This is a genomic window from Nocardioides sp. PD653-B2, assembly GCF_002117935.1.
Lineage (GTDB): Bacteria > Actinomycetota > Actinomycetes > Propionibacteriales > Nocardioidaceae > Nocardioides.
Genome location: NZ_BDJE01000042.1, coordinates 32,055 through 54,823, shown reverse-complemented (window position 1 = coordinate 54,823; position 22,769 = coordinate 32,055). Strand labels below are relative to the sequence as shown.

Below are 22,769 nucleotides of genomic sequence, written 5' to 3'. Positions count from 1 at the left end.
GCTACTTCAGGAAGTCGGGGATGTCCAGGTCGTCGTCGTCGAACTGGACCTGCCTCGGCGCCGGCTTGCCACCGGACGCAGCGGCGTCGGGGGTGGTGCTGGCCGGCGGGCGCAGCGAGGAGCCGGCCGGGACCTTCTCCTTCTCCTTCTGCTGCTCGCTCGAGGCGAGCGCCTGGGCCGCGGCCTTGGTCTCCTCCTGGGTCTGCACCGGCTTGGTGTCGCGCCGGAGCACCGTGCCCTCGCCGCTGCGCTTGGGCATGCCGCCGTCGAAGCCGGCCGCGATGACGGTCACCCGGACCTCGTCGCCGAGGGCGTCGTCGATGGTGGCACCGAAGATGATGTTGGCCTCGGGGTGCACGGCCGCGGCGACCAGAGCGGCCGCCTCGTTGATCTCGAAGAGGCCGAGGTCGGAGCCACCGGCGATCGAGAGGAGCACGCCGTGCGCGCCGTCGATGCTGGCCTCGAGCAGCGGGCTGGAGACCGCCATCTCGGCCGCGGCCACCGACCGGTCCTCGCCACGGGCGGAGCCGATGCCCATCAGCGCCGAGCCGGCGTTGGACATGACCGACTTCACGTCGGCGAAGTCGAGGTTGATCAGGCCCGGCGTGGTGATGAGGTCGGTGATGCCCGAGACACCCTGGAGCAGCACCTGGTCGGCCTGCTTGAAGGCGTCGAGCACGGAGACGTTGCGGTCGCTGATCGACAGCAGCCGGTCGTTGGGGATGACGATGAGGGTGTCGACCTCCTCGCGGAGCTGGGCGATGCCCTCCTCGGCGGAGTTGGCGCGGCGTCGGCCCTCGAAGGCGAACGGCCGGGTCACGACGCCGATGGTCAGGGCACCCAAGGAGCGCGCGATCCGCGCGACGACCGGGGCGCCACCGGTGCCGGTGCCACCGCCCTCGCCCGCGGTCACGAACACCATGTCGGCGCCCTTCATGACCTCTTCGATCTCGTCGGCGTGGTCCTCGGCGGCGCGGGCTCCCACGCCGGGGTCGGCGCCGGCGCCGAGGCCGCGGGTGAGCTCGCGGCCGATGTCGAGCTTGACGTCGGCGTCGCTCATCAGGAGCGCCTGCGCGTCGGTGTTGATCGCGATGAACTCGACGCCCTTGAGTCCGACCTCGATCATCCGGTTGACGGCGTTGACACCACCACCACCGATGCCCACGACCTTGATGATGGCCAGGTAGTTCTGTGCTGCTGCCACGGCGTGATCGCCTCTCGCTGATCGTGTCCGGGTCCGGACGGGAGTGCTGCTCGGTCGCGGGGAAGTCCGGCTCGGTGGTCCAGAACTCTTACCCTCAGGCTGAGGGTTATAGTTATGTCAACCTCGCCGTGCTGAAGACACTAGGCAGCGCAGCGCCGCAGATCGTGACGACACGCCGGGCCGGACCCGTCAGTTGGACGTGGTCGGCTGACCCGGGACGCTGACGTCGAAGGTCCGGGCCTCCTGGGTGGTCGGAGCCGCGAGCAGCGCGGCCAGCACGTCGGCCTTCTCGTCCGACTGCTCCGCACTCCCCCACTCGACGGTGCGGTCGTCGCGCAGCACCAGCGAGATCTCGTCGATCGTCGTCACCGCGACGTGGTCGACCTTCCCGGCCAGGTCACCCGGCAGGGCCGCCACCACGAGCGCTGCCTCGCGCAACGCCTCGCTGCCGGTCGCGGCCGCGCTCTCCACCCGGGGCAGCCCGGGAGGCGCCTTCGCGTAGCTGCGGAACACCACGCCCTCGGCGTCCATCCCGCGCAGCTGTCCGCTGATCTCGACCACCGCGATCGCCTCGCGCTCCTGGACGACGATCCGCACCTGGTCGGGCCACTCGCGGGTCACGTCGGCGGAGCGCACCGGGGCCATCGCCTCCACCCGCGAGCGGATCCGGTCCAGGTCGACCCGAGCGAGCGGCTGGCCCTGCTCGACGGCGGCCGCGGCCCGCACCTCGCCGGCGGAGAGCTGGTGGGTGCCGCTGACCTGGACGCCCTGCACGGCCAGGTAGGACGAGAAGAACACCAGCCAGATGGCTCCGACGAGCAGCGCGACGAGGAGCACCACGGCGACCACGGGCTTCCAGGCCAGCCAGCGCCGCGCCCACTGGCGGCGCGCGAACCGGCGCCGGGTCCGCACCACGGCCCGGTCGGCCACCGGAGCCGCGGGCCCGGCCGATCTCCTAGCCATCGGCGAGCAGCTCCAGCACCCGGGGGCCGATCTCGGTGACCGTCCCCGCGCCCAGGGTCAGCACCAGGTCGCCCGGACGGGCGCGGGCGACGAGCTCGGCGGCCACGGCGTCGAAGGACGCGACGTGGGCGACCTGGCCGGCCGGGAGAGGTACGGCGTCGGCGACCAGCGCGCCGGTGACCGCGGGATCGGCGTCCTCGCGGGCGAGGTAGACGTCGAGCACCACGACCTCGTCGGCGGCACCCAGGGCCTCGCCCATGCCGACCCCGAAGATGCGGGTGCGCGAGACGAGGTGCGGCTGGAAGGCGACGACGACCCGGCCGGTGCCGGCGAGCTCCCGCGCGGCCTGCAGGTCACCGGCGATCTCGGTCGGGTGGTGGGCGTAGCTGTCGTAGACCCGCACACCGCCCGCCTCGCCCTTGCGCTCCATGCGGCGCTTGGTGCCCGTGTAGGAGACGAGGCCGCGGACCAGGTCGTCCTCGGCGAAGCCCAGGGTCGTGCCGGCGGCGAGCGCCGCGAGCGCGTCGGCGAGGTAGTGCTCCCCCGGTGACCAGAGCCGCACACCGGTCAGGGCTCCGGGCTCACGGGCCGACACCGTGACGACCCGGCGACCCGCGGCCCGCTGCCGCTCGGCCAGCGCCGCAGCGCCGGGGTCGTCCACGACGCACACCAGGAAGCCCTCGGGGTCGAGGGTCTCGGCGAACTCGTCGAAGGCGGCGGCGTAGGCCTCGGGCGTGCCCCACTGGTCGAGGTGGTCGGCGTCGACGTTGGTGACGACGGCGGCGTACGGCGCGTAGTGCAGGAAGGCGCCGTCGCTCTCGTCGGCCTCGGCGACGAACAGGTCGCCGGAGCCCTCGTCGGCGTTCACGCCGGTCGCGGTCAGGTCGCCGCCGATGGCGTACGTCGGGTCGGCGCCGGCGGCCTGGAGGGCGACGGTCAGCAACGAGGTCGTCGTGGTCTTGCCGTGGGTGCCGGCGACGGCGACCACCCGGCGCCCGGCCATCACCGAGACGAGCGCGGCCGAGCGGGGCAGGATCCGCAGGCCCTGGCGCACCGCTTCGACGTACTCCGGGTTGTCGTCGCGGACGGCGGTCGACACGACGACCGTGTCGACGTCGCGGACCTGGGTCGCGGCGTGGCCGAGGTGGACCGTCGCCCCGAGCGCGCGTAGCGCCTCGAGGGTGGGCGAGTCGGTGCCGTCACTGCCGGAGACGGCGATGCCCCGGGCCAGCATGATCCGGGCGATGCCGGAGAGCCCCGCGCCGCCGATGCCGACGAAGTGCACGCGCCCCAACCGGTCGGCGGGGAGGATCTCGTCCGGGACGGGGATCTTCATCGGGCGGCTGCCTCGATGACCATCCGGGCCAGCTTCTCGTCGGCGTCGCGCGGGATGAGCGACGACGCCGCGGCACCCATGGCGGCCAGCCGGCCCGCGTCGGTGGCGAGCCCGGGGACGGTCGCCGCGACCCACTCCGCGGTGAGGTCGGCGTCCATGACCATCAGCCCGCCGCCGGCGTCGACGACCGGCCGCGCGTTGTGCTCCTGCTCGCCGTTGCCGATCGGCAGCGGCACGAACACCGCGGGCAGCCCGACCGCGGCGGCCTCGGTGACGCTGGACGCCCCGGCCCGGCAGACCACCAGGTCGGCGGCGGCGTAGGCCAGGTCCATCCGGTCCACGAAGTCGACGATGACGTACGGCGCGCTCGCTCCCTCGCCGGCGGCGGGGGTGGCCTCGCCCTGCGGGCCGACGACGTGGAGGACCTGGACGCCGGCCGCGGCCAGCGCGGCGGCCGCCCCGGACACCGCCTGGTTGAGGCGGCGGGCGCCCTGCGACCCGCCGGTGACCAGCAGCGTCGGCCGGTCGGGGTCCAGGCCGAAGAAGGCCCGCCCCTCGGCGCGCCGGGCTGCCCGGTCGAGGCCGGAGATCATCGTGCGGATGGGGAGGCCGACGTACTCGGCTCGGGGCAGCGGGGTGTCGTGGAAGCTGACCGCCACCCGGGTGGCGACCCGGGCGCCGACCTTGTTGGCCAGGCCGGGCACGGCATTCTGCTCGTGGACCACCAGCGGCAGCCTGCGCCGGCGCGCGGCGAGGTAGGCCGGCATCGAGACGTAGCCGCCGTAGCCGACGACGACGTCGGGCTGCAGCCGGTCGACGATCGCCAGCGTCTCCTTCACGGCACCGCGCAGCCGGGCCGGCACCTTGAGGAGGTCGGCGTTGGGCCGGCGCGGCAACGGGACCGGAGGGATCAGCTCGAGCGGGTAGCCGGCCTCGGGGACCACCCTGTTCTCGAGGCCACGCGGCGTGCCGAGACAGGTGATCTCGACGTCCGGCAGGATCCGGCGCAGGGCGTCAGCGGTGGCGAGCAGGGGCGAGGTGTGGCCGGCGGTGCCGCCGCCGGCGAGGAGTACGCGCATCGGCAGTAACCCTAGTTGGACACGCGGCCCGCGGAGAGACCGGCCGAGCGTGCCTTCTTGCCCTGCGCCAGGGCCTGGGCCGCTTCGGGTTCACGGCGCGCGAACCCGATCAGCAGACCGAGGGCCACCAGCGAGGGCACCAGCGCGGACCCGCCGTACGACACGAGCGGCAGCGGGATGCCGATCACCGGGAGCAGGGCGAGCACCATGCCGACGTTGATGATCATCTGGCCGAGCAGCCAGACGACGATGCCGAACGTCGCGTACCGGACGAACGGGTCCGACGTATGAGTGGCGACCCGGACCGCGGCGAACGCGATGGTCAGGAAAAGAGCGACCACGAGCAGGGTGCCGACCAGACCGAGCTCCTCACCGAGCACCGCGAAGATGAAGTCCGTGTGGGCCTCGGGCAGGTCGCCCCACTTCTGCCGGCTGGCACCGATGCCCTCACCGAACCAGCCGCCGCTCGAGAGCGCGTAGAGGCCGTGCGCGGGCTGCCAGCCGGCGTTGTGGAAGTCCTTGAACGGGTCGGCGAAGTTGGTCAGCCGCTGACGCCGCTCGGCGCTGGTCGAGGCCAGCCAGATCGCGACGACGCCGATCACGGTCAGCGACACGGAGAACAACCGGGCCGGGGCGCCGACCACCCAGAGCATCGCCAGCAGGATCGCCATCAGGACCAGGGCGGTGCCGAGGTCGTGGCCGACGACCACCAGGGCGACCACGACCAGCATGCCGGGGACGACGGGCACGAGCACCTCGTGCAGGCTGCTCAGCCGCTTCTCCTTGAGGGCGTAGATGTGCGCCGCCCACAGCACGATCGAGAGCTTGGCGATCTCGGCGGGCTGGACGACGAACGGGCCGACCCCGAGCCAGTTGGTGTTGCCGTTGACCGTGCGGCCCAGGCCGAGCTGGGTCAGCGCGAGCAGCACGATCGAGACGATCAGCGCCAGCCAGGCGACGCGGCGCAGGAACGAGTGCGACAGCCGCGAGGCGACCCACGCACACGGCACGCCGATCGCGACCCACATCAGCTGCCGCGTGACGACGGCGTAGGAGTTGCCGTCGTTCTGCCTGTAGGAGTACACGCTCGACGCGCTGAGCACCATGATCAGACCGATGGTGAGCAGCAGCGCGGAGGCACCGAGCAGCAGGTAGTAGGCCGTGAGGGGCCGGTCGAGCGCGTGCCGGGCGGCGTCGTACCAGCTGAGGACACCGGGCCGGCGGCGAGCACCGTCGACCTGGTCGTCGAGGGGGTTCGCGGTGGTCATCGCGGTCCCCCTCTCGGTGTCAGTCCTCGCTCACAACCTGCGTCGTACGGCCTCGGCGAACGCGTTGCCGCGCTCGGCGTAGTCGGTGAACATGTCCATGGAGGCACATCCGGGAGCGAGCAGCACCGTGTCGCCGGGTCGGGCCAACTCGGCAGCCGCCACCACGACGCGCTCCATGGAGGCATGTCCACCTTCTACGGCCCCAGTCTCGTCGTCGTCGACCACGATGACGGGCACATCCGGCGCGTGTCGCGAAAGCGCGGCGGCGATCACGTCGCGGTCGCGGCCGAGGAGCACGGCGCCCCGGAGCCGGCCCCGGACGGTGCGCACCAGGTCGTCGAACTGGGCGCCCTTGGCCAGCCCGCCGGCGACCCAGACCACGTGCTCGTAGGCCTGGAGCGAGGACTGCGCGGCGTGCGGGTTGGTGGCCTTGGAGTCGTCGACCCAGGTGACCCCGTCGCGCTCCCCCACCACCGCGATCCGGTGGCCGTCGGGACGGAACGACCGCAGCCCGTCGCGGACCGCGGCCTGCGGGACGCCGTGGGCCCGCGCCAGCGCGGCGGCGGCCAGGGCGTTCGCCACGTTGTGGGGGGCCTGGCTGGCCAGGTCGGACAGCGTGCAGAGCTCGGCGGCGCTCGACTCGCGCTCCTCGATGAAGGCCCGGTCGGCGAGGATGTCCTCGACGACGCCGAGCATCCCGACGCCCGGCATGCCGAGGGTGAAGCCGACCGCGCGGGCTCCCTCGACCACATCGGCCTCCCGGACGAGCCGCTCGGTCTCGGGGTCGGCCACGTTGTAGACGCAGGCCTTCTGGACGCGCTCGTAGATCTTGCCCTTGTCGGCGGCGTACTGCGCCATCGAGTCGTACCAGTCGAGGTGGTCCTCCGCGATGTTGAGCACGGCGGCGGCCTCGGCGCTCATGGAGTCGGTGTAGTGCAGCTGGAAGCTGGAGAGCTCGACCGCGAACACGTCGTACGGCTCGGGGTCCATCACCGCCTCCACGATCGGCAGGCCCACGTTGCCGACGGCGATGCTGCGCAGCCCGGCGGCCTTGAGGATCGCGTCGAGCATCTGGACCGTCGTGGTCTTGCCGTTGGTGCCGGTGACGCAGAGCCACGGGGTGTCGTGGTTCGGGTCGCGCAGGCGCCACGCGAGCTCGACCTCGCCCCAGATCGGGATGCCGCGCTCGCGCGCCTGGGCGAGCAACGGGGCCGTGGGCTTCCAGCCGGGCGACGTGACGACCAGGTCGACGTCGTCGGGCAGCGTGAGGGTGCTGCCGGCGCCGAGGCGTACGTCGGCGCCGAGCACCTCCAGCAGCTCCGCCTTCTCGGGACGGTCGCCGGCGTCGGACTCGTCGAGCGCGATCACCTGGGCACCCAGGTGGTTGAGGTTGTCGGCAGCAGCGAAGCCGGAGACCCCGAAGCCGGCCACGACGGCCCGCACGCCTTCCCAGGAGTCATGCCGTCCAAGGCTCTCCGGATTCATGGCAGGGGACTCACAGTCGTGCCACCCACTCGGCGTAGAAGACGCCCAGGCCCGCGGCGACGCAGAGGCCGGTGATGATCCAGAAGCGGATCACGATCGTGACCTGCTCCCAGCCGAGGAGCTCGAAGTGGTGCTGGAGCGGCGCCATCCGGAAGACCCGGTGGCCGGGCTCCACGCGGAACACCTTCTGAACCAGCCCGGACCTCCGGGAGAGCTTGAAGAAGCCGACCTGCACCATCACCGACAGCGTGATCACGAGGAACAGGCCGCCGAGGATGACCAGCAGCAGCTCCGTGCGGGTGAGGATCGCCAGACCGGCCAGCGCCGCGCCGAGCGACAGCGACCCGGTGTCGCCCATGAAGATCGCGGCCGGCGAGGCGTTCCACCACAGGAACCCGAAGCAGGCTCCGGTGATCGCGGCGGCGACGATCGCGAGGTCGAGCGGATCTCGGACGTTGTAACAGAGCGGCCCGGGGTTGTCCTGGCAGAACTGGTTGCTCTGCCAGATGTTCACGAGCATGTAGGCGCCGAAGACCATCACGCAGGCACCGGTCGCGAGGCCGTCGAGGCCGTCGGTGAGGTTCACGGCGTTGCTGGTGCCCGTGATGATCAGCCAGATCAGGATCACCGCGAGCACCATGGGCAGCGCGAGCCAGTCGATCTCGCGCAGGAACGAGATCTTCTCGGAGGCCGGCGTGCGGCCGTTGGCGTCCTCGAGCCACGGCGACAGCGCGAGCGCGCCGAACACGAGGGCGATGACGGTCTGGCCGATCATCTTCGCCTTGCTGCGCAGGCCGAGGCTGCGCTGCTTGGAGATCTTGATGTAGTCGTCGAGGAACCCCACCATGCCCATCCCGACGAAGAGGAAGAGCAGCAGGAGCGCGGAGGCCGAGGGCATGTCCTGGGTGATCAGCTTCGCGGAGAAGTAGCCGATCACCGTCGCCAGGATGATGACCACGCCGCCCATCGTGGGCGTGCCGCGCTTCGTGTGGTGGCTGGTCGGCCCGTCGTCGCGGATCTCCTGGCCGTAGCCCCACTGGGTGAAGAGGTTGATCGCCACGCGGGTGCCGAGCAGCGAGATGAGCAGGGCCAGGCCACCGCCGAACAGGATGGCTCTCATGACGCGCCCACCTCTCCCTCCACCTGTCCCTCCGGCCCGTGATCCAGCAATGCGTCGGCGACCGGCCACAGCGCGACGCCGTTGGACGCCTTGACCAGGACGACGTCTGCCGCCGCGACATTCTCGCGCACCCAGAGCAGTGCCTCGTCGCGCCCCGCCGTGAGGATCGCCTCACCGCCCCAGCCGTCGACGGCGCGGGCCCCTTCAGCGATCCCGGCCGCGGGCTCGCCGACGACGACGAGCACGTCGACGCCCGCCCCGGCCGCGACTCCCCCGACCTCGACGTGGGCGGCGTGGGAGCCCTCGCCGAGCTCGCGCATCTCGCCGAGGACGGCGACGGTACGACGCGCGCGGCGGCCACCGATCGCCACCAGCGCCTGGATCGCCGCAGTCATCGACGCCGGGTTGGCGTTGTAGGCGTCGTTGATCACGACCAGCCCGTCGGCGCGCTCGTGCAGCTCCATGCGCATCGGCGAGGCCGACGTGGCCGCGGACAGCGCGGTCGCGATCTGCTCGAGCGGGAGGCCTGCGGCGAGGGCCATCGCGGCCGCCGCCGCCGCGTTGAGGACCTGGTGGGCGCCGCTCTCGCGCAGCCGCACCGGGAGCCAGGCGCCGTCGTACCCGAGCTCGAAGGCGGGCCGGCCGAGGTCGTCGAGCTCGACCCCGCGCCACGCGACGTCGCCAGCGGTCCCGAACGTCAGGGTGCGGGCCGCGGTGCGGGACGCCATCGGTGCGGTGAGGTCGTCGTCGGCGTTGAGCACCGCCGTGCCCTCGGGCGGCAGCGCCTCGACGATCTCGCCCTTGGCGGCGGCGATCGCCTCCCGGCTGCCGAACTCGCCGACGTGGGCGGTGCCGACGTTGAGGACCGCGGCCACCTGGGGCGGCGCGATCTCGCAGAGGTAGGCGATGTGCCCGATCCCGCGGGCCCCCATCTCGACCACGAGGTGGTCGGTGGTCTCGTCGGCGCGCAGCACGGTGAGCGGGACGCCGATCTCGTTGTTGTTGTTGCCGGCGGTCGCCACGGTGGGTCCCGCGGTCGCGAGCACCTGTGCGAGGTAGTCCTTGGTGCCGGTCTTGCCCTGCGAGCCGGTCAGCGCCAGCACGGTCGCGTCGATCCGGCCGAGCACGTGGCGGGCGAGGCGGCCCAGCGCGACCACCGGGTCGTCGACGAGGACCGTGGGGACGCCGGTGGTGCGGGACCCGAGCACGGCGTGCGCCCCGGCCACGTAGTCGTGGCCGTCGACCCGCTCCCCGACGACGGCGACGAAGAGCCCGCCGGGGACGGGCTCGCGGCTGTTGACGTAGGCGGGTCCGTCGACGACGAGGTCGGCGGGCCCGTCGACGGTGCCGCCGACCGCGGTGGCGATCGCGGCCAAGGTCATGGGGATCATGCCATCGCCTCCCGGACAACCTGACGGTCGTCGAAGGGGTGCACGACGCCGGCGATCTCCTGGCCGGTCTCGTGCCCCTTGCCGGCGACCAGCACGATGTCGCCCGGCCGGGCGCGTCCGACGGCCTCGCGGATCGCGGCCCGACGGTCGCCGATCTCGACGACCTCCGCGCCGGGTCCGGTGATGCCGGCGAGCATGGCCGCACGGATGGCGGCGGGGTCCTCCGTGCGCGGGTTGTCGTCGGTGACGATGAGGACGTCGGCCAGCCGCGCGGCGATCTCGGCCATGATCGGGCGCTTGCCGGGATCGCGGTCGCCGCCCGCACCCAGCACCACGATGACGCGGCCCTCCGTCAGCGGGCGGAGGGTCCGGATCGCGGCCTCGACCGCGTCGGGCTTGTGGGCGTAGTCGACGACGGCCACGAAGTCCTGGCCGGCGACGACCCGCTCCAGCCGGCCGGGGACTCCCCCGCCGTCGGCGATGCCGGCCGCCACCACGGCCGGGTCGAGCCCGGCCTCCCCCGCGGCCGCGATCGCGGCGAGGGTGTTGGACACGTTGAAGTCGCCGGGCAGCGGGCAGCCAGCGGAGATCCGGTCGCCGGTCGGCGTGGTGACGACGAACGCCGAGCCCTCGGCACTCAGCTCGATGTCGGAGACCCGCCAGTCGGCGTCGGCGCCCTCGGTCGAGAAGGTGCGCAGCGGGACGGTCGCCCGCTCCAGCAGGAGCCGGCCGTGCTCGTCGTCGACGTTGACCAGGCCGAGCCGGGCGCGCTCGGGCGTGAACAGCGAGGCCTTCGCGTCGAAGTAGTCGTCCAGGTCGCGGTGGAAGTCGAGGTGGTCGCGGCCGAGGTTGAGGAAGACCGCGACGTCGAAGACGACGCCGTCGACCCGACCCATCACCAGCGCGTGGCTGGAGACCTCCATCGCGCAGACCTCCACGTCCCGCTCGAGCATCATCGCGAAGAGGCCGTGCAGGTCGGGCGCCTCGGGCGTCGTCAGCGTCGTCTTCAGGTCGTCGCCGGCGATGCGGGTCCCCACGGTGCCGATCACCGCGGCCCGGACGCCGGCCTGCTCGAGGCCGCTCACGAGCAGCCGGGTGCTGGTCGTCTTGCCCTGGGTGCCGGTCACGCCGATCATCCGCATCGACGCCGCCGGCTCGCCGTACACCCGCGCCGCGAGCCGGCCGAGGACGCCGCGCGGGTGGTCCACGACGAGCAGGGGCACGGCGGTGCGCGCGGCCTCGGCGAGGGCCGCCCCGGCCGGGTCGGTCAGGATCGCGACGGCGCCGGCCTCGACCGCCGCGGGCGCGAAGTCGATGCCGTGCGCGCGGGTGCCGGGCAGGGCGGCGTACAGGTCACCGGGCAGGATCCGCTGCGAGCTGAGGGACACCCCGCTCAGCTCCACGCCGCCGGCGTCGCCGCGCAGCGAGCTGCCGGGATCGACGGTCGTCAGCCAGTCCACGAGGGTCGGGAGCGGCGTCCGCACCGGGTGTCGCGGTCGGGCAGCCGCGATGGGGTCGTCACTCACCGGTCGAGGCTATCTACCACTCGACCGGCAGGCGGGACGGGGGCGTGCCGGTCGGCGGGACGGCGTAGCGCCGCAGGGCGTAGCTCATGATCTTCGCGAACGCCGGGCCGGCGACCGAGCCACCGCCACCGCCGTTGCCGGGGTTCTGGACCACGACGTAGATCGTGAAGCGTGGGTCGTCGGCCGGAGCGAAGCCGGCGAACGACACCGTGAAGGTGCCGTCGTAGCAGCCGCACTCGGCGCCGACGCGCTGCGCCGTACCGGTCTTGCCGGCCACCCGGTAGCCCGGCACCGCGGCAGCCGGCGCGACGCCGACGTCGGGGTCGACGACGCGCTCCATCATGTGCGCCGTCTGGCGCGCGGCGGAGATGCTGATCACGCGGTGCTTGGTGGCGTGGTCGGTGCCGACCACGGCCCCGTCCTCGGTGGTGGCCGAGCCCTCGATCAGGCTCGGGGAGATCCGCACGCCGTCGTTCGCGATGGTGTTGACCGCTGCGGCCATCTGGACGGCGTTCACGGACAGCGACTGGCCGAACGCGATGCGGTCCTGGGTCTGCGGGGTCCAGAGGCTGTCGTCGGGGAGGATGCCGGGGGTCTCGCCGCGCACGCCGATGTCGGTGCGCCGGCCCAGGCCGAAGCTCTCGAGGTAGGAGCGCAGCTGCCCGTCCTCGAAGCGCTTCGACGCGAGCACCGTGCCGATGTTGGAGGACTTGGCGATCACGCCGGCCAGCGTCAGCCTGATGGTCCCGTGCGAGAACCAGTCGTGGATCGGGTGGGTGCCGCCGTCGTCGAGCTGGCTCGGCACCTGGATCCGGGTGCGCGGCGTCACCTCGCCGAGATCGATGAGGGAGCTGAGCGTCAGCACCTTCTCGACCGAGCCGGGCTCGTAGACGTCCTGCATCGCCCGCGAGCCGAGGTCGGCCTTGGGCGACTCCGTGGGCGCGTTGGAGTCGAACGTCGGGTCGTCGGCGATCGCGAGCAGCTCGCCGGTCCGGGTGTCCATGACGACCGCGAAGCCGGACTCGGCCCGCGAGGACTCCACGGTCTGGCGGAGCACCCGCTGGGTGTACCACTGGAGGTCGAGGTCAATGGTGGTGTGGAGGTCCTGGCCGTCGACCGGCTCGGTCACGGTGTTGTCGCCGAGCGGGATCCGGTTGCCGCCGCCGACCTCGTACTTCGCCGAGCCGTCGGTGCCGGCCAGCTGCTCGTCGAAGGTGCGCTCGAGACCGGCCAGCGGCTCGTCGGTGCCCATGAAGCCGACCAGGTTGGCCGCGACGTCGCCGGCCGGGTAGTCGCGCAGTGGGTCGCGCCGGGTGTCGAGACCCTTGAAGCCGGCCTCGGCTGCGGCGTCGACGACCTGGGTCGCCCGGGTCGACGGCACGCGACGCGCGATGTACTCGAACCGGCTGCCCTGCTCGCGCAGCTTGGCGAGCGTGCTCGCGTAGTCGACGTGGAGGCGCTTGTAGAGGAACTTCGCGAGCTCGGGTGCCCGGTCGGCGGTCATCTGCGGGTCCGCGACGACCATCAGGCCGGCGACGGAGTCGGCCAGCGGCTCGCCGTTGCGGTCCAGGATGTCGCCGCGCGCCGCGGGCAGGTCGACCTCGACCAGGCCCTCGGCGGCCGCCATCTCGGCGTACGAGTTGGGGTCCAGGCCCTGGAGCTGGACCAGGCGCGCCCCGAAGACCGAGAGGGCCATCGCGATGACGACGAACCCCACGCGCAGCCGCAGCTGGGGAGAGCCGCGCCGGGAACCGCGGGGCGTCGATCGGGTCGGTCGCAACGGCTTCTCCGGTCTCAGCGCTGGTTCTGGTTCTGGGGCTGGTGTGACTGCTGGTTCTGGCGATTCTTACCGCTCGCGGTGCCGTGCGCCGGCTTCCCGTCGCCCGTGTCGCCCGAATTGCTGGTCTGGTTGCCGGTCTGGTTGCCGGTCTGGTTGCCGGACCGGTTGCCGTTCTGGGCGTCGGGCAGCGTGCCCTCGGGCGGCACCGTGACGACGTGCGGCCGCGGGTTCAGCGCGGCGGGCTTGGTGATCGACGGCCAGATCCGGAAGGGCACCGCCGGGTCGCCGGCCGACGGCTGACCGGAGACCTCGCCGGTGCCGAGCTGGACGAACGCGGGGTTGCCGGCCTGGATCATGCCGAGCCGCTGCGCCTTGTCCGCGATCCGCTGCGGGTTGCGGAGCCGGTCGAGGTCCATCTGGAGCGCCTGCTGGCGGGCCGCCAGGGTGTCGGCCTGCCCCTCGAGCGCGGTCGCCGCGAACGACGCCTGCTGCATCGAGGTGTTGAAGAGGAGGAGGCCGACGACGCCACCGAGCAGCACGATCGTCACCAGCGCGACGAAGGGCACCCGGGCGGCACGCGTGCGCCGGCGCGGGACGACGGTGAGGCGGGCCCGCTCGACCGCGACCTCGGCGAGCCGCGGGATCCGCGAACGGAACTGAGGAACCGGATTACTCATGCGCGTACTCGCTTCGCTCCGTGCGCGCATGAGGCACCGTGGCGCTGAATGATTCGCTCGCTGCGCTCGCTCATGCTGCTGCTCCCTCGTGGATGCGTTCGATCGCGCGCAGCCGGACCGAGGCTGCGCGCGGGTTCTCGGAGATCTCGTCGGGGCTCGCCTTCTCGGCGCCCCGGGTGACCAGGCGGAGGGCCGGCTCGTGGCCCTCCGGGATGAACGGCATGTCGACCGGGACGTGGCTGCGGGTGGCGGCGACGAACGCCTGCTTCACCAGCCGGTCCTCCAGCGAGTGGTAGGACTCGACGACCACGCGGCCGCCGACCGAGATCGCGTCGATGGCGGCGGGGATCGCCCGGCGCAGGACCGCGAGCTCGTCGTTGACCTCCATGCGCAGCGCCTGGAACGTGCGCTTCGCGGGGTGTCCCCCGGTGCGGCGGGCCGGCGCCGGGATCTCGGCGTACAGCAGCTCGACGAGGCGGGCGGAGCTGGTGAAGGGCTCGCGCTCGCGCTCGCGAACCACGGCCCGGGCGATCTTGGGGGCGAACTTCTCCTCGCCGTACTCCCGCAGGACCCGGGTCAGCTCCCCCACGTCGTAGGTGTTGAGCACGTCGGCGGCGGTGCGGCCCTCGGTGCCGTCCATGCGCATGTCCAGCGGGGCGTCGACGGCATAGGCGAAGCCGCGCTCGGGGACGTCGAGCTGCATCGAGGAGACACCGAGGTCGAAGAGCACCGCGTCGACCGAGTCGAGACCCAGCGAGGCGAGGACGTCGGGCAGCTCGTCGTACACCGCGTGCACGCCGGTGAAGCGGTCGCCGTACGGCGCGAGGCGAGCACCCGCGAGGGCCAGGGCGTCGGTGTCGCGGTCGATGCCGACGACCCGGGCGAGCTCGAAGCGCGCGAGGACCGCCTCGGTGTGGCCGCCGAGGCCGAGCGTGGCGTCGACCAGCACGGCACCCTCGCGCTCGAGTGCGGGCGCCAACAAGGCGACGACCCGGTCGAGCAGGACCGGGACGTGGGAGGGGCTCATCGGATCAGGCCTGCCGAGCCAGGACCGCGAGCGCGAGGAAGACGACGGCGACGCCGACGGAGGTCGCGGCGGAGAAGACCATCAGCGTCGCGGCGTCCCGGGCCTGGTGGCGGACGCGGCGCGCGGCCTCCCCCTCGCTCAGGGGCGGCGTCAGTGCCGCTGGTGCGATGCTCATGTCGACCCTCGTAAGCGTTCGGTGCTGCCGGTGTTCCCGAAATGTGCCGATCCGCCTGACCAGGTCCCTGCCCGCTCCCTGGGGTCACCCCCGGGGAAGGTGCCATCCTGGAACCGGGGAAGGTGCCCCAGATGGCGGCGGGAGCGGGCTCGAGACCTCGTCCTGCGGATCGTTCTTCTGTTGTCGTGCGGCGCTGCTAGTTGGTGGTGCTCGGTGCGGGCTGCTCGTCCAGCTCGGCGAACTTGGCCTGCGCGCCGGCCGAGTACTCCCGCCAGCGGGCGGGGTCCCAGATCTCGATCCGGTCCATCACGCCGATCACGACCACGTCGCGCTCCAGCGCGGCGTACTCGCGCAGCGTGGCGGGGATCCCGATCCGGCCCTGCTTGTCGAGCGAGCCCTCGTCGGCACCCGCGAACAGCACGCGGGCGTAGTCACGGGCCCCGCGCACGGTCATCGGGGTGGCCTGGGCTCGCCGGGCCTCCTCCATGAAGACGTCCGTGGGCCACACGACCAGGCAGTTCTCCTGACCTTGGGTCACCACGAGCCCCTCCGCGAGTCGGTCCCTGAACTTGGCCGGGAGGAAGAGCCGCCCCTTCTCGTCGAGCTTCGGGGTGTACGTGCCCATGAAGAACATGAGCGCCTCACTCCCCTGACCCCTGGGTCGGACCCGGCTGCCCGGACCCTCTTCCTCCACTGCGCACCACTTTACTCCACTTCACTCCACCGTCAACCATCGTTCGCGTGTTGCGCGCCTGTTTTCGGCGTACGACGCCGCACCGGTGGCGGCGGCGGGCTCGGCCGCGAGGTCGCGTTTGTGCAGGTCAGCGGCCTCGGGCGCACGGGTGGGGAGGCCAGGTGGGGCGTGGTGGGGTGGATGGTGGGGAATCCGCCCCCGCGACGGGGGCCGGGAACGCAACCAAACCGTGACCCCGCGAGTCAGAGCACGGTGAACCGGACAACGTAGGTTTCCGTGACGGATACGGTGGGGCTAACTCGTGACGCGGGTCACCGAGGCAGGGAAGGGACGGACGTGGCAACTGAATCGGGTGGGGCCGACCTCCAGACCCTGGCGCGGGTCGTGGGCCGGGTGCGGACGAACATCGAGCGCGTCATCGAGGGCAAGCCCGACGTGGTGTCGTCGTCGCTGGTGGTGCTCCTCGCAGAGGGCCACCTGCTGATCGAGGACGTGCCCGGGGTCGGCAAGACCATGCTGGCGAAGTCGCTCGCGCGAAGCATCGACTCGACGGTGCGGCGGATCCAGTTCACCCCCGACCTGCTGCCGTCCGACGTCACGGGCGTGTCGGTCTTCAACCAGAACACCCGCGAGTTCGAGTTCCGCCCCGGCGGCGTCTTCGCCAACATCGTGGTCGGCGACGAGATCAACCGGGCCTCCCCCAAGACGCAGTCCGCACTGCTGGAGTGCATGGAGGAGCGGCAGGTGACCGTCGACAACAACACCTACCAGCTCGACACGCCGTTCATGGTGATCGCGACGCAGAACCCGATCGAGATGGAGGGGACCTACGCCCTGCCCGAGGCGCAGCGCGACCGCTTCATGGCGCGGGTCTCCGTGGGCTACCCCGTCGAGGCGGCCGAGATCGCGATGCTCGACACCCACACCGGCGCCAACCCGCTCGACGACCTCGAGCCGGTCACCGACGCCGCCGAGGTGCGCAAGCTGATCGGCATCGTCGGCCAGGTCTACGTCTCCCCCGCGGTGCAGCGCTATGCCGTGGCGATCACCTCCGCGACCCGGCGCTCCGACGAGCTGACCCTCGGCGCGTCGCCGCGCGCGACCCTCCACCTGGTCCGCGCGGCCAAGGCGATGGCGGCGATCAGCGGCCGCGACTACGTGCTGCCCGACGACGTGCTCCGACTCGCCCGGCCGGTGCTCGCGCACCGGCTGCTGCCCAGCGTCGAGGCCGCGATGAGCGGACGCTCGACCACGGCGGTCCTCGACGCGGTCCTCGGCACAGTGCCCGTGCCGGACGCCGTCCACTGACGACACCTGCCGAGGGGGAGCTGACATGAGGGAGGCGCTGGCCGGACTCACCGTCCGGGGACGGGCGTTCCTGGCGGCGGGGGTCACGGCGATCGCCTGTGCGGTCGTGCTGGACCAGTCGGCGCTGACCCGGGTCGGCATCCTCGTGGTCGCGCTGCCGCTGCTGATGGCCTGGGTCGTCGGCCGCAACCGCTACCGGCTGGCCCTGGTCCGCACCGTCACCCCGCAGCTGGTCGCGGCCGGCCAGCCCGCCCGGGTGACGCTGGCGCTCTCCAACGAGGGCCGCGGCCCGAACGGCGTGCTCCTCCTGGAGGACCACGTGCCGTACGTCCTCGGCACCCGCCCGCGCTTCGTGCTCGAGGGCATCGGGCAGGGCTGGCGCCAATCGGTGAGCTACCAGGTGCGCTCCGACGTGCGCGGCCGCTTCGAGATCGGTCCGATGTCGGTGCGGGTGAGCGACCCCTTCGGCCTGGTCGAGCTGGGCCGGACCTTCCGGACCACGGTCCCGCTGATCGTGACGCCCCGGACCGTGCAGCTCCCCCAGATCCCGCTCGGCGGCGCCTGGACCGGCTCGGGCGACAACCGGCCGCGCGCCTTCGCCATCGGCAGCGCCGAGGACGTCACCGTGCGGGAGTACCGCCGAGGCGACGACCTGCGCCGCGTGCACTGGCGCAGCTCGGCCCGCTTCGGCGAGCTGATGGTGCGCCGCGAGGAGCAGCCCTGGCAGTCCCGGGCGACGCTCTTCCTCGACAACCGGCTGCAGTCGCACCGCGGCCAGGGCATCGCGTCGTCGCTCGAGGCCGCCGTCTCGGCGGCCGCGTCGGTCGCCGTACACCTGACGCATCGCGGCTTCGCCGTCCGCCTGGTCACCGCCACCGGCGAGGACCCGAGCAGCGCCTGGCACCTGAGGGCGGCCGACCTCAACACCGGTCCGCTGCTCGAGGCGCTGGCCGTCATCCAGCCCGTGCAGCAGCCCCGCATCGACACCGGCTGGCTGACGGAAGGGTCGCACGGTGGCCTGACCGTCGCCGTCTTCGGCGGGGTCGAGCCCACCGACCTGCCGATGCTGCGCCGGATGCAGCACCAGGCGGGATCGGCCCTCGCGATCGCCGTCGACGTCGACGCGTGGGTCGGCGCGACCACGGAGTCGACCGCCACCGCGCGGCTGGGGCAGCAGGGCTGGCGCGCGGCGTCCCTCGGACCGCGGGACCGCCTCGACGCCGTCTGGCAGGAGCTCGGGCGGATGAGCGCCCACAGCTCCCGCGGCATCGTCGCCTCCCGGGAGGTCGTCTGATGAGCCGCTCCCGGGGCAGCCTGGCCGCGAACACGCTGCTGACCGCGACCGCTGCCGGCACGGCCTGGATCGCGATGTCCTCCTGGCGCGGCTTCTCCGCGGTGCCCGGCGGCTACCTCAACCCCCTCATGCTGCTCGCGGTCGTGGTCGGCAGCACCGGCCTGGTGACCCGCTGGTGGCGCTTCCCGGCGCCGCTGGTCGTGCTCGTCCAGGTGGTCGTCTCGGGGATCGTCGCCTCGCTGCTCATCACCGGGTCGCCGATCCCGGTCGGCGGCGCGTGGACGGAGCTGCACACCGCGCTCAGCGAGGCGGTCCACACCGCCAACGGGTTCGCCGCCCCGGTGCCCGCCAGCGCTCCGCCGCTCGACTCGGTGCTGATCCTGTCGGGGCTCGGCTGCCTGCTGCTCGTCGACCTCTTCGCCTGCACCCTGCACCGGGTGCCGCTCGCGGGTCTGCCGCTGCTGACGATCTACACGATCCCGGTGAGCATGGTCGGCGACGGGATCTCCTGGTGGATCTTCGTGCTGACCACCGCCGGCTTCCTCACGATGCTCTACCTGCAGGAGAGCGACCAGGTCACCCGCTGGGGCCGGCCGCTCGGGGAGGACCGCGAGACCGGCGACCCGATCGCCTACGGGGCGGGCGCGCACACCGTGCGCGCCACGGCCGGCACCGTCGGCGGGGTGGCCACCGCCCTGGCCGTCTTCCTCCCCGCCCTGATCCCCTCGCTCGGGCTCCACGTCTTCGACTTCGGGCCGGGCAACGGCAACGGCAGCGACATCCGGGTCGACAACCCCACGGCCGACCTGGTCCGCGACCTCAAGCAGGGCGACGACACGCCCCTCGTCCAGGTGACGACCACCGACCCCCGCCCGGCGTACCTCCGGATCCTGACCCTCACCCGCTACACCGACGCCGAGTGGACGCCGGGCAACCGCGACGTGCCGGTCGAGCAGACGGCCGACGGGCAGCTCCCGGCGCCTGCGGGCGTCGGGGCCCGGGTCACCCGCCGTGAGATCCCGTACGACGTGACCGTGTTCCCGGCCTTCGACTCGACCTGGCTGCCGACCCAGACGCCGCTGGGCCGGATCGACGCGCAGGGCGACTGGCGCTACGACGACCAGACCATGGACTTCCTGGCCGGCGACGAGGACCTGTCGACCGCGGGCCTGCACTACACGATGGGCGCACTCGACCTCGACCTGACGGCGACCCAGCTCGAGGATGCCGGCACCTCCAGCGGCAAGGTCAGCGAGATCTTCACCGACGTCCCGAGCGACCTGCCGCAGCTGGTCCGCGACCTCGCCGTCGAGGTCACCCGCGACCAGGCGACCCGCTTCGACAAGGCGGTGGCGCTGCAGAACTGGTTCCGTGAGGACGGCGGCTTCACCTACTCCCTCGACACCGCGGAGGGCAGCGGCAACGACGCCCTCGTCAGCTTCCTCAGCGACGACGCCGGTGGCCGCACGGGCTACTGCGAGCAGTTCGCCGCCTCGATGGCCGTGATGGCCCGGGTGCTCGGCATCCCGGCCCGGGTGGCCATCGGCTTCCTGACCCCGACCCGGGCCGGTCCGAACACCTGGATCTACAGCGCACGCGACATGCACGCCTGGCCCGAGCTCTACTTCGACGGTGCCGGCTGGGTGCGCTTCGAGCCCACCCCGGCGGGCCGCGCCCAGGACGTGCCCGCCTACACGATCCTCGACCCGACCGGCACCGACGCCGACCCGACCGAGTCCGCGTCCACGAGCCCCGGCGCCTCCTCGTCAGGACCGGCCGACCGGCCGACCAAGCAGCTCGAGCCCGCCTCGACCGGGGGCCAGGACGGCGATGCCGGCTCCGGCTTCCCCTGGGCGCCGGCCGGCGGCGCGCTGGCGGGCGTGGTCCTGGTGCTCGCCGGCCTGATGCTGCCGCGGCTGGTCCGTCGGCGGCGCCGTGAGCACCGGCTCGCCGGAGGCCCCGAGGAGATCTGGGCCGAGCTGCGCGACACCGCCGTCGACCTCGGCGTGCCGTGGCCGGCCGACCGGTCCCCGCGCGCGACCCGCGATGTCCTGGTCGACCACCTGGGCGCCCCGGTCGACGAGTGGACGACGGAGCGGCCCGCGCACGGAGCCGACGTCGCACCCGAGGGTGTGGCCGCGCTCGACCGGCTCGTCCTCGACCTCGAGCTGCTCCGCTACTCGCGGGCCGGCGCCACCGCGAACCGCTCGACCCTGCGCTCCGACGGCGAGGCCTGCGTCGCCGCGCTCGCCGGCGGTGCCCCGCGGTCGGCTCGGCGCCGGGCCGAGTGGTGGCCGCGCTCGGTGCTCACCGTGACCCGTCCGGTCCGGGCCGCCGCGCCCACGGTCGAGGCGAGGTTCGGCGGCGTCGTCGACCGCGTCAACTGACGGAGTTCACATCGACCCGTCGCTTCTGCACGCAGGAGGGGCGCTGACCCGTCGGGAAAGCACGCTGAAATAGCAGTGACCCGTCGTCGTCGGACGACGGGTCACGTACATCCAGCTGTGCGCAAGCGCCGGGTCAGCGCAACCTCGACGTGCGCAAGCGCCGGGTCAGCGCAACCTCGACGCGCACAAGCGACGGGTCAGCGCAACCTCAGTAACCACCGTCTTCGCGACGGCGGCGCCACCGCTCCTCGACGCGGGACATGAAGGAGTGGCCACCGCCGCGACGCTGACGACGCAGCCGGCCGGTGCGGCCGCCGTCGATGACGGTGAAGCCGTGGCTCGGGTGCGCGGCGGCGCGCGGGTCGGGAGTGGCCTGGGCCTGCTGACCCCGCAGCGCGGTGAGCGCGATGGTGGCCGAGACCAGCATGACCACGAAGCCGGCGATGCCGATCGGGGTGATCCGGGCAACCGCACCGGTCATCAGCACCACGACACCGAGCACGAAGCACGCCCCGGCGACGATGGCCCGGCGCCGGGCGGAGCGGCGGAACGCCGTCCCCCGCAGAGTCGAGGCGAGCTTGGGGTCCTCTTCGACGAGGGCGCGCTCCATCTGCTCGAGCAGTCGGAGCTCCTCTTCCGAGAGTGGCACCGTTCCTCCCCACATGTCGTCGCCGTCGAGACCAGTCCGGCGTGTCCCAAGTCTAGGCAGCGCGTGGTCGTCACGGTAGGCGGGACCGGGAAATTCGTGATCGAACCGTCGCGGCCCGGCGACGGTCAGCGGGCGAGCAGGTGCAGCTGGGTGGCGAGCGGGAGGTACTCCGCCCGTTCGGACACCGCCCGCTCGAGCTCCACCAGGGCGGCCGTCGCCCCGGGCTCCAGGTCGAGCAGGGAACCGGGGACCAGGTCCGCGAAGACCCGGACGCCGTGGACCGCGGTGACGTCGAAGCCGGCGTCGGTGAGCAGCCGGACCGCTTCGGGGTGGGTGAACCGGTGGCCGCTGCGGCCCGCGCCGGCCGCCCGGTCGTCCAGCATGGCGAGCGCCTGGGCGAAGTGTCCGGCCATCGCGCGGGCGACGACCGCCGCGTGCCGCTGGGCGACCAGGAGGCTCAGGGTCCCACCCGGGCGGAGCACGCCACGCAGGGTGGCGAGCGCCGCGACCGGGTCGTCGACCACCTCGAGCACCCCGTGACACAGGACCACGTCGGCGCCGCCCGGACCGGTGACGTCGAGGAGGGTCGACAGGTCGCCCTGCTGCCCGGCGACGCTGACGCCGAGCTCGCGGGCCCGGCGGTCCAGCGCGGCCAGGGCATCGGGGCTGGGGTCGACCACGGACACGCGGTGGCCGAGCTCGGCGACCCGGACCGCGAACCCGCCGGTGCCGCCGCCGATGTCGACCACGTCGAGCGGGCCGGAGTCCAGGACGGGACGCAGCGCGTCCCACACCACGGACGTCCGGGCGGCGCTGCGACGTTCACTGGGCCGTTCACTGGGCCGTTCACTGGGCCGATCGGGCATGGACCAACCCTAGGGCCTCAGCCGGCCCGGGCCACCGGCACCCGCCGCGTGGTCGCGGCGTGCGGCACCAGGCCGAGCGAGCGCTCGATGACGGCCAGGAACCGGTCGGCGTCGCGAACCAGGTCGTCGGCCTCCCGCTCGGTGACCGCGCGGGTCGAGCCCGCGGCCGCCGCCGCGCGCTTGGCCGCCCCGGCGGCGAAGAACTGCGCCCACTCGGCAAGCTCGGGTGCGACCTCGGCCAGCAGCACCCAGGCGTTCTTCTGGGGGCGCCGGCGCGCCGGCGCCGGGTGTGCCCGGGCGGCCAGCAGCGCGGCGGCGGCCCGGAGCGCGGCGACGTGGGCGCACGCGTAGCGGGTCGGCACCTCGGTGGCGGCGATCGCCTCGCTCAGCGACTCGGCCGAGCGCGCGAGGTAGGAGTGGGTGGTGGCGGGCAGGGCGTACGGGTTCATCGGTGCCTCTCCGTCGACCCCGGGGCGGCGACCCCTGATCAAGCCCACGGGCGAGCCCGTGGCCCGGCGGGGACGGGGGTCGAGGTCGTCC

At 73.0% G+C, this 22,769-nt stretch carries 20 protein-coding genes; 3 read left to right on the top strand and 17 right to left on the bottom strand.

Going from position 1 to position 22,769, the window contains the following annotated elements:
• Window position 1: 1 nt before the first annotated feature.
• The 14 genes from ftsZ to mraZ form a co-directional block, all read right to left on the bottom strand.
• Entirely contained in the window at window positions 2–1,204 is a 1,203-nt protein-coding gene (gene ftsZ / locus PD653B2_RS18245; protein ID WP_085873824.1) for a cell division protein FtsZ, read from the bottom strand.
• A gap of 189 nt (window positions 1,205–1,393) precedes the next feature.
• A complete protein-coding gene (locus PD653B2_RS18240) occupies window positions 1,394–2,167 on the bottom strand; it encodes a cell division protein FtsQ/DivIB (RefSeq protein ID WP_085873823.1) in 774 nt (257 codons plus the stop codon).
• A complete protein-coding gene (gene murC, locus PD653B2_RS18235; RefSeq protein ID WP_085873822.1) occupies window positions 2,160–3,503 on the bottom strand; it encodes a UDP-N-acetylmuramate--L-alanine ligase in 1,344 nt (447 codons plus the stop codon). Before murC ends, PD653B2_RS18240 begins: the two co-directional genes overlap by 8 nt.
• Window positions 3,500–4,582: an undecaprenyldiphospho-muramoylpentapeptide beta-N-acetylglucosaminyltransferase gene (gene murG, locus PD653B2_RS18230; protein ID WP_085873821.1), complete on the bottom strand. Its 1,083-nt coding sequence runs from the start codon at window positions 4,580–4,582 to the stop codon at window positions 3,500–3,502. The genes murC and murG overlap by 4 nt, the downstream gene beginning before the upstream one ends.
• 11 nt (window positions 4,583–4,593) lie before the next feature.
• Window positions 4,594–5,850, bottom strand: a complete 1,257-nt coding sequence (gene ftsW / locus PD653B2_RS18225) for a putative lipid II flippase FtsW (RefSeq protein ID WP_085873820.1) — start codon at window positions 5,848–5,850, stop codon at window positions 4,594–4,596.
• A 30-nt stretch (window positions 5,851–5,880) separates the two neighbouring features.
• Window positions 5,881–7,335 (bottom strand): UDP-N-acetylmuramoyl-L-alanine--D-glutamate ligase, encoded by a 1,455-nt coding sequence (gene murD / locus PD653B2_RS18220; protein WP_085873819.1) that lies wholly within the window; start codon window positions 7,333–7,335, stop codon window positions 5,881–5,883.
• Between the two features lie 10 nt (window positions 7,336–7,345).
• Window positions 7,346–8,455: a phospho-N-acetylmuramoyl-pentapeptide-transferase gene (mraY, locus tag PD653B2_RS18215; RefSeq protein ID WP_085873818.1), complete on the bottom strand. Its 1,110-nt coding sequence runs from the start codon at window positions 8,453–8,455 to the stop codon at window positions 7,346–7,348.
• Complete coding sequence (locus PD653B2_RS18210; RefSeq protein WP_414689170.1) at window positions 8,452–9,837, bottom strand: UDP-N-acetylmuramoyl-tripeptide--D-alanyl-D-alanine ligase; 1,386 nt, start codon at window positions 9,835–9,837, stop codon at window positions 8,452–8,454. Before PD653B2_RS18210 ends, mraY begins: the two co-directional genes overlap by 4 nt.
• 5 nt (window positions 9,838–9,842) lie before the next feature.
• Complete coding sequence (locus PD653B2_RS18205) at window positions 9,843–11,306, bottom strand: UDP-N-acetylmuramoyl-L-alanyl-D-glutamate--2,6-diaminopimelate ligase (RefSeq protein WP_414689169.1); 1,464 nt, start codon at window positions 11,304–11,306, stop codon at window positions 9,843–9,845.
• A gap of 79 nt (window positions 11,307–11,385) precedes the next feature.
• A complete protein-coding gene (locus PD653B2_RS18200) occupies window positions 11,386–13,152 on the bottom strand; it encodes a peptidoglycan D,D-transpeptidase FtsI family protein (protein WP_085873816.1) in 1,767 nt (588 codons plus the stop codon).
• Between the two features lie 14 nt (window positions 13,153–13,166).
• A complete protein-coding gene (locus tag PD653B2_RS18195) occupies window positions 13,167–13,829 on the bottom strand; it encodes a hypothetical protein (protein ID WP_085873815.1) in 663 nt (220 codons plus the stop codon).
• 70 nt (window positions 13,830–13,899) lie between these two features.
• Window positions 13,900–14,856, bottom strand: a complete 957-nt coding sequence (gene rsmH, locus PD653B2_RS18190; RefSeq protein WP_085873814.1) for a 16S rRNA (cytosine(1402)-N(4))-methyltransferase RsmH — start codon at window positions 14,854–14,856, stop codon at window positions 13,900–13,902.
• A gap of 4 nt (window positions 14,857–14,860) precedes the next feature.
• The gene (locus tag PD653B2_RS25130) at window positions 14,861–15,031 is read right to left on the bottom strand and encodes a hypothetical protein (protein ID WP_165763532.1); all 171 of its coding nucleotides are present in this window, start codon (window positions 15,029–15,031) and stop codon (window positions 14,861–14,863) included.
• Window positions 15,032–15,227: 196 nt separating this feature from the next.
• The gene (gene mraZ / locus PD653B2_RS18185; protein WP_085873813.1) at window positions 15,228–15,665 is read right to left on the bottom strand and encodes a division/cell wall cluster transcriptional repressor MraZ; all 438 of its coding nucleotides are present in this window, start codon (window positions 15,663–15,665) and stop codon (window positions 15,228–15,230) included.
• Between the two features lie 396 nt (window positions 15,666–16,061).
• On the opposite strand from mraZ, the gene PD653B2_RS18180 reads away from it, so the two are divergent.
• From PD653B2_RS18180 to PD653B2_RS18170, 3 genes are read left to right on the top strand one after another with little or no spacing between them, the layout of a single operon-like run.
• Window positions 16,062–17,033, top strand: a complete 972-nt coding sequence (locus tag PD653B2_RS18180; RefSeq protein ID WP_085873812.1) for an AAA family ATPase — start codon at window positions 16,062–16,064, stop codon at window positions 17,031–17,033.
• 25 nt (window positions 17,034–17,058) lie between these two features.
• Window positions 17,059–18,327, top strand: a complete 1,269-nt coding sequence (locus tag PD653B2_RS18175) for a DUF58 domain-containing protein (RefSeq protein ID WP_085873811.1) — start codon at window positions 17,059–17,061, stop codon at window positions 18,325–18,327.
• Complete coding sequence (locus tag PD653B2_RS18170; RefSeq protein ID WP_085873810.1) at window positions 18,327–20,714, top strand: transglutaminaseTgpA domain-containing protein; 2,388 nt, start codon at window positions 18,327–18,329, stop codon at window positions 20,712–20,714. Before PD653B2_RS18175 ends, PD653B2_RS18170 begins: the two co-directional genes overlap by 1 nt.
• A gap of 208 nt (window positions 20,715–20,922) precedes the next feature.
• On the opposite strand, the gene PD653B2_RS18165 is transcribed toward PD653B2_RS18170, so the two are convergent.
• From PD653B2_RS18165 to PD653B2_RS18155, 3 genes are all read right to left on the bottom strand, one after another.
• On the bottom strand, window positions 20,923–21,363 hold the full coding sequence (locus tag PD653B2_RS18165; RefSeq protein WP_085873809.1) for a DUF3040 domain-containing protein: 441 nt from the start codon (window positions 21,361–21,363) through the stop codon (window positions 20,923–20,925).
• Between the two features lie 125 nt (window positions 21,364–21,488).
• Window positions 21,489–22,229 (bottom strand): methyltransferase, encoded by a 741-nt coding sequence (locus tag PD653B2_RS18160; RefSeq protein WP_085873808.1) that lies wholly within the window; start codon window positions 22,227–22,229, stop codon window positions 21,489–21,491.
• A 17-nt stretch (window positions 22,230–22,246) separates the two neighbouring features.
• Entirely contained in the window at window positions 22,247–22,678 is a 432-nt protein-coding gene (locus PD653B2_RS18155; protein ID WP_085873807.1) for an SAV_6107 family HEPN domain-containing protein, read from the bottom strand.
• Window positions 22,679–22,769: the final 91 nt, after the last annotated feature.

Coding starts and splice junctions, on each gene's coding strand:
- PD653B2_RS18195 (WP_085873815.1), bottom strand. CDS start 13,829: ATGAGTAATCCGGTTCCTCAGTTCCGTTCGCGGATCCCGCGGCTCGCC.
- murD (WP_085873819.1), bottom strand. CDS start 7,335: ATGAATCCGGAGAGCCTTGGACGGCATGACTCCTGGGAAGGCGTGCGG.
- mraY (WP_085873818.1), bottom strand. CDS start 8,455: ATGAGAGCCATCCTGTTCGGCGGTGGCCTGGCCCTGCTCATCTCGCTG.
- PD653B2_RS18155 (WP_085873807.1), bottom strand. CDS start 22,678: ATGAACCCGTACGCCCTGCCCGCCACCACCCACTCCTACCTCGCGCGC.
- PD653B2_RS18175 (WP_085873811.1), top strand. CDS start 17,059: ATGAGGGAGGCGCTGGCCGGACTCACCGTCCGGGGACGGGCGTTCCTG.
- PD653B2_RS18170 (WP_085873810.1), top strand. CDS start 18,327: ATGAGCCGCTCCCGGGGCAGCCTGGCCGCGAACACGCTGCTGACCGCG.
- PD653B2_RS25130 (WP_165763532.1), bottom strand. CDS start 15,031: ATGAGCATCGCACCAGCGGCACTGACGCCGCCCCTGAGCGAGGGGGAG.
- PD653B2_RS18240 (WP_085873823.1), bottom strand. CDS start 2,167: ATGGCTAGGAGATCGGCCGGGCCCGCGGCTCCGGTGGCCGACCGGGCC.
- PD653B2_RS18210 (WP_414689170.1), bottom strand. CDS start 9,837: ATGACCTTGGCCGCGATCGCCACCGCGGTCGGCGGCACCGTCGACGGG.
- murC (WP_085873822.1), bottom strand. CDS start 3,503: ATGAAGATCCCCGTCCCGGACGAGATCCTCCCCGCCGACCGGTTGGGG.
- rsmH (WP_085873814.1), bottom strand. CDS start 14,856: ATGAGCCCCTCCCACGTCCCGGTCCTGCTCGACCGGGTCGTCGCCTTG.
- mraZ (WP_085873813.1), bottom strand. CDS start 15,665: ATGTTCTTCATGGGCACGTACACCCCGAAGCTCGACGAGAAGGGGCGG.
- murG (WP_085873821.1), bottom strand. CDS start 4,582: ATGCGCGTACTCCTCGCCGGCGGCGGCACCGCCGGCCACACCTCGCCC.
- ftsW (WP_085873820.1), bottom strand. CDS start 5,850: ATGACCACCGCGAACCCCCTCGACGACCAGGTCGACGGTGCTCGCCGC.
- PD653B2_RS18160 (WP_085873808.1), bottom strand. CDS start 22,229: ATGCCCGATCGGCCCAGTGAACGGCCCAGTGAACGGCCCAGTGAACGT.